Source organism: Candidatus Thermoplasmatota archaeon (assembly GCA_018814355.1).
Classification (GTDB): Archaea; Thermoplasmatota; Thermoplasmata; order UBA10834; family UBA10834; genus COMBO-56-21.
Map to the genome: position 1 here is coordinate 1 of JAHIZT010000134.1, position 13507 is coordinate 13507.

Sequence of the window (13507 nt, forward strand, 5' to 3'; positions counted from 1 at the left end):
CACATTTTGGTTCTGATGGGCAGATTAATGTTCGAACCATAATCCAATCGTGCCTACTCAGAAGGCAAGAGAATGGATTCTCCAGCTTGAGGAAGCTTACATTATCCGGTTCGTGACTGATTGACAAGTTGGGCTGCAGCAAGGAATGCGGGAAGCCTCTTCTACATAGGTGGAAAATAGCCAGATTTTCGAGCTCACACACGGTTCCTAGCTCGTCGATTGATTTACCTTGCGGCAAGGAGCCCGGAGCTGCCAGAATCATCCACGCGGGTGGGTCGAGAATTGTGTGGCGGGTGGAAACAGGCTGCGCGCACTAGTCATGATCCAAGTACTGGTCATAGTAGCTCGTTGCGATGGCGAATCGATTTGCCGGTGAGAGGCAACAATGCAGTACGGAAGCGCCTTTCACAATCCCTAAGGAATCGAAGTCGAACCGCGCTGATTGGATTTATGAGGCCTCAGCCCGGTCGGAACCATTCTCATTTGATGAAACAAGGCTTTTTATTGAGGATGAGTCGGTACACCCTTCGAGATGGAGACTCCCGCGCTTCTGCTGGATTTCGCGCTCGTTTTGATCGCAGCGGTGATTGGCGGGACCGCGTTCCGTTATCTTAAGATGCCGCGGGTCGTGGGCATGCTGGTCGCGGGCATCGCCCTTGGGCCTTTCACCCCGGGCTTCGTGGTCAAGTCGGAGGACATCAAGGACTTGGCTCTTCTTGGGGCGGTCTTCCTGATGTTCTCTTCAGGACTCTCATTCGACATAAGGACCTTCGGGGTGCTCGGCACCAAGCCCTTCGTGCTTGCTGGCCTCGGAGTCGGCCTCTCGTTCGTCCTTGGCTTTGCCCTGGGCCTGCTCGTCAACTGGAGCATGCTATCCTCGATCTTCCTCGGGCTCATACTCACGTCCACGAGCACGGTGCTCGGCCTGAAGCTGATGGTGGACCTCGGGCTCACGGACGAGTCAGGCTACGAGCTCGTGACGGCGGCGATCCTCGTCGACGACGTGGTCGCGCTGTCGCTGATGACGATTGCCGTGGGTCTGGCCGGACCTGAGTCCGTGCCCCCACTAGTGCTCATCGCAGGATTGGTGGCGATAGTCGGGCTCGCGGTGCTCCTCATCGTTGTGAGCCGCCTCACCTTCCCTCGGATCCTCCGGTTCACGGACAAGCACTCCCCCAGCAGCACGGTCATGGTCTCCGTCTCGTTCTGCCTGCTGATCAGCTTCGGGTTCGCGATGCTTGGACTTCCGCCTTTCGTGGGCGCGTTCTTCGCGGGGAGCATAGTCGCCTCAACGCAACAGAGTTCACGGGTCACCAGCAACATGGCACCTGTGACGGCGATATTCATGGCCGTCTTCTTCACGAGCGTCGGGCTTCTCATCAACCCTGCACAGCTAGTCACCGTCGCGCTGATAGGCGTTGCTCTGGTCGCCATAGCGGTGTTCGCGAAGATGTTGCCCGGGATGCTGGTCCTGAGGAACGAGAAGGGGATGTCGTCACGCGCAAGGCTGATCCTCGCAACAGTCCTCGTGCCACGCGCGGAGATATCATTGATCATCGCACAGTTCGGCGTGACCCTCGGGGCTCCGCCCGAGCTCCTGGCCCTTGCCATGATCGTCATGATAGTCACTGCCCTGCTCCCGGGGGCAGTCGCATGGTTTGCGAAGTGGCCGAAAGTGCAGAAGCCTGCCAGCCAGGAGTCTCTCTCCTAGATCACTCTGCGAGGCCGATGGGGGCCCGGCTTTGGCGCATATCGAAAAGGCCTTGCTGACTTCGTCCTATACCCTACGCATAGGCAGGAGGTGGGCACGGTGTTCCGCGCGACGGAGAAGGGCCAGAGAAGGGATCAGGAGGACCACGGAACCGAAGGACCGCAGAGGAGGATAAGGGATCTCCGGATTCGGGACGTCATGACGAAGGACGTCGTAACCGTGACCGAGGAGACGAGCGTGAAGATGCTCTGGAGCCTGTTCAAAAAGTACGACTACAACGCCTTCCCAGTGGTCAAGGGGAATCAGCTCGTCGGGATCGTCACCAAGCTCGACTTCATGAGGATATTCAGCCCCGGGCAGAGCTTCTCCCGGAGGGACTTCTGGGACATGTTCGCGACCAATGTGGAGGACATATCTCGGAAGGCAGTGGTCACAGTCTGGCCCGATGACTCCCTGGAGAAGGCCGTCGAGTACATGGTGGAGTTCGGGCTCAGGAGCATTCCAGTCGTCGATGGCAAGACGCTTGTCGGCATCGTCTCGCGGCAGGACCTCATGGAGCACCTGATCCCGGAGCACAAATAGCTCAAAGACTCCGGAATCACTCCCTCGTCCTCATTTCGCCCTGGCCGGTCATCTCTTCACGGAGCAGTCAGGGAGCAAGAACCACCTGGACGCATTCTTCAGAAACTACATCAAGCCGCTCGAGGGCGTCATGGACACAGAGATCACCTTCATAGGCAAGACTGTGCGCCTCGTCCCACCTGGGGATTGGGAGAGGGAGAAGTCGGTGGGACCGTTCTTCGTAGCGCCCGGTGGAGCGCAGGTAAAGGACATAGACGCCGAGGACGACAGCCTCATGGCCGGCTGCTGGATGCCCGTGTCGGACCCCATCACGAGAGAGGTCCGATGGCTTTCTAGGGCGAGGGAGTTGACATCGCGCTCGTGGATAGCACGCCCTAACGGTGGTCTGATGGGACTTCTCGACAAGATGAAATCAGTTCGTCTCAGACTGGCTTTCGAACTACTCAGGCCCGGTTGGACCCGCTCCTTCATTTGAGGAAAGAACATAGGGACGGAATGGCGAAAGCATTTCCTACTAGCACGGGAACGGAGTTCGAGGCCCATTCATTTTGTACCGGTAAGTAAAGCATCCACCTTTAATCACCGGTAGATTCCGGGCCATAATCCGGGTCCGGGCCATGAATCACGTCTTCTTGGGATTACTTCTTAGGGATGATCCGATAAGGTCTTGACTTCCTGTCAATCCTAATCTCGCCTACCTCCTCGAGGTAGCGAAGGCATCTCCTTGTGAATTCGGGTGGCTCACGCGTTTCTTCAGAGAGCTTGGTGACGGAGAGCGTGCCTCTGTCAATCCTTTTCAATAGCTGGTGTGCGCCCATCTTGATCTCTGCCCTGGATTTCAGTGCTCTCTTCCAGGGGATGCTGATCCCATACCTGTTCTCCATCTCCTCGATCTTGACGAGCAGGAACGCTTCCCGGACCTGGCTCTCTCGGAATCCAGCGAGGGCACTCTGGAGATCGCATTCCCCCAGGATGGTATCCCTGGACAGCCCCCTTCTGAACAGGCTCATCATGTCGTCGAGGTCCCTCGTCCTCTCAGTGACGCTCTTCAGAAGGAAGATGTCCTCCCTCGAGCACATGAATAGGATGACCTTGCCTAACTCGTCGACGAGGACCGCCCGACTCTTCATTCCTTCGGAGAAGCGCAGCATGTCACAGACCTTCCCCACGAAGATGTCAGCCCGCAATCCAGCTGGCTTCGAGAGTATCGCCGCGTCCACCAATGCACGACACTCGTCCGGACGCCTCGCATCGACACCGAAGCCGATCCTCTCGAGAGCCTTCTTCAGCTCATCAGCATCATCTTGAGATTCCAGCACCAGATCGAGATCCTTGGTGGCATCCTTCTCGCCTCTCAGGGCCATGGCTCCTCCGCCGATGAGATAGACTGCGATCCGTTTGGAGCAGATTTCCCCCACCTTCCTCAGTACGGATAGGACCTCTTCGCGCCCTATCTGCGAGCTCTCCATTCAGTCCACCCCATATTGAGTTCGCAACTGTGCCATGTCTGATTCGCTCGGGAAGTGCGGGTTTTCGACGACCTCACCTCTCAGGTATTCAGCAACCTGTCTGGATAGCGCACCTGCGCCTACCGCATCCCCCAGCTTCGCAAGGTACGATGGATAGTACCCCTCCTTCATAAGGAACAAGAGGCCGTAGGAGATGTTCCTCGTACTGTTCGGGTCAATGAGGATCTGATGGAGGGCGATGTCCTCCTTCCTCAATCTCGGTCTCCAGTAGGCGCAGTGGTAGTACCTCGTGTCCGAAATGAACTGAAGACCGCGTTTTGACATGGCGGTAATCGCGGTCTCAGTTACACCGCGAGCGTTCACGGGCGATCGCGAAGAGAATATGAATTCGAGTCCTTCGCTCCAGAGAACCGTTCCCGTAGGTGCTATGGATTCCAGCATCGCCGCGCAGGCGCCCTTCGAGAAGTCCAGTAGGAACCTCACCAGCGCAGTATCCTGCTGAGGGATCGATATCGTCCTCTTATGCTGGCGGATGGCACCGAAACCCTTGAGGGCCCAGGCGATCCTTCGGACCGACTCGATCGTCAGCATCACCTCTTCCGCGACTCTGTCCAGTGACTTCGGGCTGCTGGAGACGGAAAGGAGCACAAGAAGCCTCGAGCCAATCAGAGGATCGATCGGGCGTTCGCTTCCCTCCAAGTACGCAGCCAACGCTTTCGAGTGACCATGTGGGCTGGGAGAGAGCAGCAGTCTCTTGCCCGTTCGTCTGGCCTCAATCATCTTGCTTGACGATAGCGATTGAACTGCCCTGTAGACGGAAATTGCGGATACCTTCAAGGCCTTCGCTACGTCTGCCGTCGACTTGGCACCATCGCATATCGCCTTGAACGTCCTGAGTTCGTTCTTGTTGAGGGCGTACATTCTGAGCAACAATTGATGTTCGTTATATATATGTTTTATCAGTAATTGCACATTCCTATGCGGATTCGGAATTCTCACGTCGACAGAAGGAGTCTCAACGACGGGAACATCTTGATCACCACTCCTACAATCACCATGCTCCCCGTCTGTCCCTTGTGACGATTTATGTCCTGTTGCGATCATGAACCTCTCTGAATCTGACGAGTTCATCTGCCTCCACGACCAATCAGTGTAATTTTGAGTTTATGATGATTCCTGATAAGCCTAAGAATGGAGCGGTCTATGCGTGCGGGGAGCCCTCGGATCCTTGGTGTGGATTCAAACTCAAGTTGGAAAGGCGATAGATGAGGAGATGCCAAGGCCAGGAGCGGGAACCATGAAACGATTCCGATCATACTATTCGGAGCATCAAGGTGGTCGCAATGATTCACATGCTTCTAGGTGTATTGTATCAAGTAACGCGCGGAGGCGTTGGCCCTTGCTTTCGCTTTCCTCTGCCGTTAGTGTGTCACCCTCAGGGCACAGCCTGTCAATGACGACCTCCCCATCGACCGTCAGATTGACTGGGTAGATGACGCATCCGAGCGGTCGACGGGCGTACTCTCTACACCGTTTCCGATCATGATCATAGAAGAAGCAGTATGCGCCGACATTGCGCAGCCTCGGTACTCCGTCGGTCCCCGGACGCGAGAAATCCTCCTTCTTGTAGCCACGGCGTTCCAACCGTGCGATGTCCGCTTTGCAGAGTTCCATCTCTGTATCCTCGCAACATCTCTCGCAATGGGAGCAGCGCATCGAGTCTCCGAGGTCATTAGCATAGTTAAATCTTGGGACGAGTCGGATTAGATTCCCGTTCGTCAGTTGCGCAGCCACGTACGCATCGAGGTTGGCCATCGTAACTTGTCTTTCACAAGATACAGGAGGCCTCCCCAGGACAGTATTCCCAGCACTGAGAAGATCACCAAACTTCCGGCTTGGAACTCCGGATCGTTGTTGACGTACATGATCCAGGCCATTGAGTTGACAGCGCTTCCGAGGGTGATGAAGAATCCGAAGAATAGGAGAACCGTGGAGTATGTTCTCTCCGGCCTCGTCAGCAGCAGGAACAACGCAAGGAATCCGAGCGGGATGGTGATTCCCAAGTCGAAGTACCTAATGACCCAGAACAGGGTCGGGGCTTCCTTGTAAGACCCGGATGAAGTGTCTCCTCTTGAGACTACTTGAGAGATCTCGGAAGTCCACATTGCGGCGAACATCAGGAGGAACAAGGCCATGACCCCGACGTAGATCCGCAGGTTTCTGGGTTTGAAGGCCGGAGCATCCTTCTCGGTGAACATGGACAGGCTGGCGATTAGCAGGATGAGCCCGCCAATGACGAGGATCAGGTAGAGCCAGAAGTAATTCTCTACGTTGCCGGTGTATGAGGGATTGCTCCATTCTTGGCCAATCCCAATTGTCATTCCCGTATACATCAATACGATTGGAGTGAGTATCAAGAAGTACTTCGAGCTCCCCCTTCTGAGCAAGTGGAGGACCCCGCCAATCAGCAGAATCGGCGTGATGAGCAGCAGGTTCACCAGGTCTCCTCCTTCGATTTGCCATGTTCCGGACTGGGAGGTTCTGTAATGGATCGTCCCAGTGCCCAGGGGTCCTAGAATCGCTATCGATGCCAAGGCCACTGCACAAACGAATGCGGCCATGCTGACCACGTATCGAGGGATTAAGGGCGCGTGCACTGATTCGCCTTCTTTGTTGTCTGGCATCCCAGTTCCTCTTCGAACACTCACAGCTTCTTGGTTACGTACTCCATGACCGATTCGAACACCGCCCTTCCATCCCCAGGGCCGTCTGGTTCCCTAGTCCAGTCAGGATGCGTGAACCTGAAGAACACTCTCTCCGGATGGGGCATGAGCCCGAAGACGTTGCCCTCACGGTTGCATATGCCAGCTATGTTGTCAGTCGCTCCGTTCGGGCACCAAGGATATCCGGCCAGCTTCCCCTCCGGGTCGACGTACTTGAACACGATCTGGTCGTTGTCCTCGAGCTCACGTACGATCTGCTTCGACCTGTCAAGTGGGAACATAAGCTTCCCCTCGGCATGAGCAGAAGGGATGAGCGATATCTTCTCAGGCGATATTCTTGAGGTGAAGACGCAGCTCCCCCTGTTGACCTTCTTCAGTAGCGTAGGCCTGCACTCGAATCTCGCTGAATCATTGGTGCCCAGGACTGCCTCCGGATACTCCGACATGATGCCTGACATCGCTGGCAGGAGCCCAGTCTCGACGAGTATCTGGAACCCGTTGCACACTCCCAGAACGGGTTTGCCGGACTTGATGAAGTCCACGAGATCCTTCGACAGCCTGCTCTTCATCCTCGCCGCCATGATCGCGCCCGCGCGGACGTAGTCACCCGCTGAGAAACCCCCGGGGAGTGCGAGTATGTGGTAGTCGAAGAGCGACCTCTTCTCCTCTTGAGAGACGTCCGTGCCCGTGAGCTGCTTCAAATGGACCTTCTCCGGCCTTGCTCCCAGTCTCTTGAATGAAAGGAACATCTCCTCTTCACAGTTCGTGCCCTCTATCCGGAGCACGCAAACCCTAGCCTGGCTCGCCTTCATCCTACCAGCCTCCACAGGGTCGAGTTGAAGCTTTCGGCAAGCTCCCCCACATCGAGATCGACCAGGGTCTTGTTCGCGGTCATCCTGAGGGAGGAGCCTCTGACCGACCCGAGTCTGACGATCCTGGTCCTCCTGTCCTTGGGCAGCTGCTTCTCCTTGCCGCTCCTGAGCTCGACAACCCATCGGCTGCTGCTCTCGGAGAACAGGCGCACATCTGACCTGAGTTTCTCCATCCTGGTGAGGTCGACCTCAGCTCCGATGTCTCCTCCGATGCACATCTCAGCCAGTGCGACCGCGAGGCCGCCGTCCGAGATGTCATGGCATGCTACGATCGCTGAGCGTTCGATCCCGCCGATGACCACGTCTATGCCCGCCCGCAGCGAGCCGATGTCGACATCCGGGACCTTCCTGGAATTGCTCTTGGTCTGCCTGTAGTACTCCGACGCCCCCATCTCCGGCTGGGTGGCTCCGACGATGGCAATCGTGTTGCCCTCTCGTTTGAGGTCGGAGGTGACGCACTTCCTGACGTCCCGGACGATGCCGCAGCCGAGCAGGGTCGGCGTCGGCAGAACAGCTCCCGATGAGGCCTCGTTGTAGAAACTGACGTTGCCGGACGGTGTCGGGATGTTGAGCGTCTTCGCGACCTCGCCCATGCCTCTCACCGCCTCCCTGAACAGCCAGAGCCTGTCAGGCTTCTCCGGGTTTCCGAAGTTCAGACAGTTCGTGAACGAGTGAGGTCTGGCGCCAACGGCCGCGAGGTTCCTGCACATCTCGTCGACGCAGATCTTCCCCCCGCGGTACGGGTCGGTGCCGACCGCGAACGGGTTCGATGCGGTCGCGATCGCGAGTCCTCTGAACGAGTCTTCCACGGGCTTCAACACGGCTGCATCCCCGTGGCTCGAGTGGCCCAGCTTTCCCTGAAGCGGTTTGATGACGGTGTTCCCTCGGACCTCGTGATCGTACTGCCTGATAACCCAGTCCTTGTTGCATATGTTCGGAGATGCGAGAAGCTTCAGGAGATCCTTGTCGTACCTCTCCTTGACCTTGGGTACTTTCTCCGCCTTCCTCTTCTTCGATCTCTCTACGCTGCACGGTCTGCAGTAGACCGGACCGGCCGTCAGGAACTCCAGCTCAAGATCGAACACCTTCTCGCCCTGGAAGAAGAGTCTCACAGATTTCTCACGCATTACCTTGCCGACCGGGGTTGCGGGAACATCCCAGAGCCTGAACACGTGCAGGACTTCGTCCACGTTCTTTGGCGACACTGAGAGCATCATTCTCTCCTGGGACTCGGACACCCATATCTCCCAAGGCGCCAACCCCTCCTCCTTCAGCGGGACCTTGGACAGGTCCACCTCGGCACCGCAGCCTCCAGCAAGGGCGATCTCGCCGACGACGCACGACAGTCCTCCGCCTCCGAGGTCCTTCATGCCGTTCACGAGCCCCTTCTCGTTCGCATCGAGGAGGGCGTGTATCACAGGCTCCTTCATGATGGGGTCCCCGAGCTGCACTGCCCCTCTCGATTCGGTCTCGCTCTCCTTCGTCAGCACTGCCGATGCGAAAGTGACTCCGTGTATGCCGTCCCTTCCGGTCCTGCCGCCGACAAGGACGAGGACATCCCCAGGACCCTTCACCGCGTTCCTTCGGATGTCCTTCTTCTCCGCGATGCCGACGCAGCCGACGTTCACGAGGCAATTGCCGACATAGCTCTCATCGAACCAGACGCCTCCTGAGATGGTCGGAAGGCCGACCCTGTTCCCGTAATCCCGTATGCCTGCGACGATGCCTCCGAAAAGGTATTTCGGATGCTTTATCCCGGGCGGGAGTTTCTCGAAAGGATAGTCCAACGGTCCGAAGAAGAGCGGGTCCACAAGCGCGATCGGCTGAGCGCCCATGCACAGGACGTCCCTGATGATCCCGCCGATGCCCGTGGCGGCACCGCCGTACGGCTCCACCGCACTCGGATGGTTGTGGCTCTCTATCCTGAGAGCATAAGCATGATCCTTGTCAAACTCCATGACTCCGGCGTCGCCTCGGTCGATGACCTGCCGGTTGTTGATGCCGAACACGTACTGCTTCAGGAAGACCTTCGAGCTCTTGTAGCAACAGTGTTCGCTCCAGGCCTGGCCGAGCGACTGGAACTCCACATCCGTAGGGTTCCTGCCCTTGTCCTTGAAGTGCTTCCTTACTCGATGCATCTCCTCGAGAGAGAGGCCGGTCCCGCTCTCCCTGCTCAGCTCTTGAAGGTCATCGTCGCTCGCGCCTTCTAGGTCGATATCCACAAGCTCGAAAGGGACCTCCCGTCGAATGTACAACCTGTCAGTTGACATCCTGGTCCCTCACTTGATCTTGATAGAATAGTTGTGTATCACGGGGTTGGCAAGAAGCTTTCTGCACATCTCGTCCACTTTCTTCTCTGCCTCCCCAGCGTCTTCGTCCATGAGGATGTCGAAGACCTTCACGGTCTTGACATCCTTCAGCCCTTCGAACCCAAGCAGTTCGAGCGCCTTAAGAGTATTCTTGCCCTCAGGGTCGGCCACCCCCTTCTTCAGCTCGACCCTGACCTCTGCGATAGCCATCCCGTGGTCACCTGTCTGGGAGATTGGGCAAGCGAATACTTAGCTTTTGAGGAATGCCAGCGACGCAGCGTAGGAGAATCAGCTGCGCATCTTCCTTCCAAAAGCAAGATAACCCGTATGCCCGAGCATGTCGAAGCTCGGCCTCACGCCGCCTTCGTGCACGACCATCTCTCTCTGCAGAGTCTCGAAAGCGATCGTCTCCGCAAGCCCCACATCGCGCATCTTCCTGACGGCCTGCTCGAGCTGGTTCGCATTAGGGACATAGCAGCAAATGTGCCCGCCTGCCCTGAGCGCCTTCACGATGTTCTCGACCGCATCCCAAGGGTTCGGGATGTCCACGACCGCAGCGTCCACTCCCTGCTCAAGCTTCGCGGTGCAGATGTCATCTATCTTCAGCTCCCATGCGGACTCGTTCTCGGAGAGCGCGACATTGCGTCTAGCAATGTCGGCAAAGTCCTTCCTCGTTTCGAAGGAGTAGACCTTTCCGGACGGGCCGACGGCTCTCAGAAGGACCACCGTGAGCGCTCCAGATCCCACGCCGCCCTCGATTACCCTGCTTCCGTGCCCGATGTCGAGGTAGAAGGGTATCATGAAACTGTCCTTTGGAATAATGACCTGTGCCCTCCGCTCTATTATCCCGAGAAGGTCCTTGACGCTGGGCTTCAAGATTATGAACTGTCGTCCACCGATCACCAAACTGTCGCCGAATGAGGAATTGCAGAGCGCCTCGCCACTCACTACCCCTAGGCCCCCGACCTCTATCATGTGCTTGGCCGCCTTGACGACGAATTTCTTTCCGTTCTGGTCTACCAGCAGCAGGCGAGTGCCTTCGGGAATCATGTCTTCCGAAAGGTAGCGTTGGCGCGTATAACTAACTTGCGAAAATCAGATCGGTCTCAGCAGGTATCCGCACTTGACGCACTGCGCCTCTCCAAAACCCACCGCGGCCCCGCAATGGGGACATTTCGGCAATGGCACCTCCCGCGGGTCGCTCCGCCTCGGCTTCCCCTCCTTCAGAGCGGGCTTTCTCTGATTTGTATCTGAATTCGGTCTATAATAATCGGCGTGCCTCGGATCGTGCGTATAGCCAGGGCCGGAGACCAGAGGCGGATGAACGGTTGATGCGTGTCTCGCTCTCAATATCAGTAGCAGCACCACGATGAACAAGAGCAGCGCGAGGCTGAGCATCCCGACGAGGAGAACTGCGTCCATCCCTTCGCTCCTTCACGCATAATTAATCGACTTTATATTATTTAAATAATGTCCGTCCTGAGCTCCATCCGATAGGTCCGAGAGAGCATATCGACCACTGCGGCTGGCCGTTGGAATTGTAAAGAAACGGGATATCTGGCTCGTGAGTCCGAAGCCGGCAACGTCTATATACGCCGTCCGCAATCACATCTCCGTCCCGTAGGGGGGCTTGGTAGAGGGGATCATCACAGCTTTTTCAGAAAGTGAATGCATCTGTCTCTAACTGCCAAGTCTTGTCAAAGAACGGTTATTCATCAGGGAGGGAACATAGGTGAGCAAGGGTTTGAAGGCGGACATGGAGAAGTGTACTGGCTGTCAGCTATGCGCTCTCGTGTGCTCTGCGACGCATGTTGGCAAGTTCGATCCGAGCCAATCCCGCGTCAACGTCGAGGACCAATTCCCGGAGCCGGGAGAGTACAAGCTGAACTACTGTATACACTGCGACGAGCACCCGTGCGTGGAATCCTGCCCCGTCGAGGCGCTCAAGCTGGACGAGGGACAAGGTACATACTACGTAGACAAGGAACTGTGCACCGCATGCGGAGCGTGCGTCGAGGCATGTCCGTACAACGGCTGCTGGCTCGACCCGTCAGGATCCTATTCGATAAAGTGTGACTTGTGCGGAGGAAAGCCGCAGTGCGTCGAGATCTGCCCCAAGGGCGTCTTGAAGAGGTGATTGAGATGGGAGACGGTTACCAAGGTAAGATACTCAGAGTCGACCTGACGAACGAGAAGATCACGACCGAGCCCCTTAACAAGGAGTGGGCGAAGCAGTTCATAGGCGGCAAGGGCCTGGGCGCGAAATACCTGTTCGAGGAGCTGAAGCCCGGAACTGACCCGTTGTCGCCCGACAACATCCTGTCGATATGGACCGGGCCGCTCGTGGGGACAATGACTCCGCTGACCGGGAGGTACGTCATAGTAACGAAGTCCCCGCTCACGGGCACGTTCCTGGACAGCTACGCCGGCGGCTTCTTCGGCTCAGAGCTGAAGTACACTGGCTTCGATGGCGTTATCATCAAGGGGAAGGCAAAGAAGCTCTCCTACCTGTGGATTACGGACGGCAAGGCGGAGATTAGAGACGCGAAGAACCTCACGGGCAAGGACACCTACAAGACCGAAGAGCTCATCAGGAAGGAGGTCGGGCACAAGTTCGCCAGGGTGGCCGCCATCGGCCCCGCAGGCGAGAAACTCGGGCTCATCTCCAGCGTCACGAGCGACCTCACAAGGAACGCCGCGAGGGGAGGGACTGGTGCTGTCTTCGGGTCCAAGAACCTGAAGGCTATCGCTGTGAAGGGCTCCATGGGCGTCGAAGTGCAGAACATCGAGGAGTTCACGAAGATGGCCAAGGAGATGATCCTGAAGGACGTCGTCGAGAACCCCGACCACGCAGGGATGATCACGGACGGAACGCCGATCATCGTCGCCATGAGCAACGATGCCGGCATCCTGCCCACGAGGAACTGGCGAACGGGTGTGTTCGAGGACTCCAAGGGCATCGATTCGGAGGCCTTGAAGTCCCGTGTATTCGTCCGCAAGAAGGCGTGCTTCGACTGCGCAATCGCCTGCGGCAGCTATGCGAAGGTCAACAAAGGGATTTTCAAGGGCGCCGCGACAGAAGGTCCTGAGTACGAGACGCTCGGGCTCTGCGGCTCCAACTGCGGCATCAAGAACATCGAGGCCATTGTCAAGTTCGTGGAGGACTGCGACAGGCTCGGGCTGGATTCCATCTCGGCAGGCAACGTCGTTGCTCTCGCCATGGACCTGTACGAGAAGGGCGTCCTGACCAAGAAGGACACTGGCGGGCTCGACCTGAAGTTCGGTAACGAGGAGGCATATTCGAAGATGCCCACAATGATTGCCAACAGGCAGGCGATAGGCAACGTCCTCGCGGACGGCGCGAAGCGCGCAGCGAAGAAGATTGGCAAGGGCGCCGAGAAGCTCACGGTCGAGGTCAAGGGGCTTGAGTATCCCGCCTACGATCCGAGAGGGACCATAGGCATGGCACTCGCATACGCCACATCCGACAGGGGCGCGTGCCACCTGCGGGCGTGGCCAGTGGCGGCTGACGCTTACGGCAGCCAGGACCCGTGGAACCCCGATGGCAAGGCGGCAATATGTGTCGAGGACCAGACGAGGACGAGCGTGAAGTGGAGCTTCATCTTCTGCGACTTCTACAGCGTGAGCTTCCAGAACATGGCAAAGTACTACTCCGCGGTCACGGGGGTCCAGGCGGACGAAGAGCACCTCAGGAAGGTGGGCCGGAGGATCTGGAACCTGACCAGGGCCTTCAACGTGAGAGAGGGGTTCACGCGCAAGGACGACACGCTCCCGGAGCGCATGGAGAAGGAGCCCCTGCCGGACGGGAAGCCGAAGGGCC

General features: G+C 57.4%; 14 protein-coding genes. 5 read left to right on the forward strand and 9 right to left on the reverse strand.

Annotated features, from left to right (window positions below; genetic code table 11):
• Positions 1–532: 532 nt before the first annotated feature.
• The 3 genes from KJ653_10230 to KJ653_10240 all read left to right on the forward strand — a co-directional run bounded on the left by KJ653_10230 (position 533) and on the right by KJ653_10240 (position 2768).
• Positions 533–1711 carry a cation:proton antiporter gene (locus KJ653_10230; protein MBU0686204.1) on the forward strand — a complete coding sequence of 393 codons (1179 nt, stop codon included), beginning with the start codon at positions 533–535 and terminating at the stop codon, positions 1709–1711.
• A 99-nt stretch (positions 1712–1810) separates the two neighbouring features.
• Positions 1811–2293, forward strand: coding sequence for a CBS domain-containing protein (locus KJ653_10235; protein ID MBU0686205.1), 483 nt, complete (start codon positions 1811–1813; stop codon positions 2291–2293).
• 130 nt (positions 2294–2423) lie between these two features.
• Positions 2424–2768: a hypothetical protein gene (locus KJ653_10240; protein ID MBU0686206.1), complete on the forward strand. Its 345-nt coding sequence runs from the start codon at positions 2424–2426 to the stop codon at positions 2766–2768.
• Positions 2769–2931: 163 nt separating this feature from the next.
• Here KJ653_10240 and KJ653_10245 read toward each other — a convergent pair whose 3' ends face one another.
• The 9 genes from KJ653_10245 to KJ653_10285 all read right to left on the reverse strand — a co-directional run bounded on the left by KJ653_10245 (position 2932) and on the right by KJ653_10285 (position 11088).
• Positions 2932–3762: a hypothetical protein gene (locus KJ653_10245; GenBank protein MBU0686207.1), complete on the reverse strand. Its 831-nt coding sequence runs from the start codon at positions 3760–3762 to the stop codon at positions 2932–2934.
• Complete coding sequence (locus KJ653_10250) at positions 3763–4683, reverse strand: helix-turn-helix domain-containing protein (protein ID MBU0686208.1); 921 nt, start codon at positions 4681–4683, stop codon at positions 3763–3765.
• A 408-nt stretch (positions 4684–5091) separates the two neighbouring features.
• The gene (locus KJ653_10255; GenBank protein MBU0686209.1) at positions 5092–5436 is read right to left on the reverse strand and encodes a YkgJ family cysteine cluster protein; all 345 of its coding nucleotides are present in this window, start codon (positions 5434–5436) and stop codon (positions 5092–5094) included.
• A gap of 104 nt (positions 5437–5540) precedes the next feature.
• The gene (locus tag KJ653_10260) at positions 5541–6446 is read right to left on the reverse strand and encodes a hypothetical protein (GenBank protein MBU0686210.1); all 906 of its coding nucleotides are present in this window, start codon (positions 6444–6446) and stop codon (positions 5541–5543) included.
• A 20-nt stretch (positions 6447–6466) separates the two neighbouring features.
• Positions 6467–7297 carry a phosphoribosylformylglycinamidine synthase subunit PurQ gene (gene purQ, locus KJ653_10265; protein ID MBU0686211.1) on the reverse strand — a complete coding sequence of 277 codons (831 nt, stop codon included), beginning with the start codon at positions 7295–7297 and terminating at the stop codon, positions 6467–6469.
• The gene (gene purL / locus KJ653_10270; protein MBU0686212.1) at positions 7294–9627 is read right to left on the reverse strand and encodes a phosphoribosylformylglycinamidine synthase subunit PurL; all 2334 of its coding nucleotides are present in this window, start codon (positions 9625–9627) and stop codon (positions 7294–7296) included. Before purL ends, purQ begins: the two co-directional genes overlap by 4 nt.
• Positions 9628–9636: 9 nt before the next feature.
• Positions 9637–9876 carry a phosphoribosylformylglycinamidine synthase subunit PurS gene (purS, locus tag KJ653_10275; GenBank protein ID MBU0686213.1) on the reverse strand — a complete coding sequence of 80 codons (240 nt, stop codon included), beginning with the start codon at positions 9874–9876 and terminating at the stop codon, positions 9637–9639.
• Between the two features lie 78 nt (positions 9877–9954).
• Complete coding sequence (locus KJ653_10280; protein MBU0686214.1) at positions 9955–10716, reverse strand: tRNA (adenine-N1)-methyltransferase; 762 nt, start codon at positions 10714–10716, stop codon at positions 9955–9957.
• A gap of 45 nt (positions 10717–10761) precedes the next feature.
• The gene (locus tag KJ653_10285; GenBank protein MBU0686215.1) at positions 10762–11088 is read right to left on the reverse strand and encodes a hypothetical protein; all 327 of its coding nucleotides are present in this window, start codon (positions 11086–11088) and stop codon (positions 10762–10764) included.
• A gap of 310 nt (positions 11089–11398) precedes the next feature.
• Between KJ653_10285 and KJ653_10290 the strand changes: the two genes are divergently transcribed.
• Both KJ653_10290 and KJ653_10295 read left to right on the forward strand, forming a co-directional pair.
• Positions 11399–11803, forward strand: coding sequence for a 4Fe-4S dicluster domain-containing protein (locus KJ653_10290; protein ID MBU0686216.1), 405 nt, complete (start codon positions 11399–11401; stop codon positions 11801–11803).
• A gap of 5 nt (positions 11804–11808) precedes the next feature.
• Positions 11809–13507: aldehyde ferredoxin oxidoreductase family protein (locus KJ653_10295; protein MBU0686217.1), on the forward strand; the 1699-nt coding region annotated here is incomplete at its 3' end.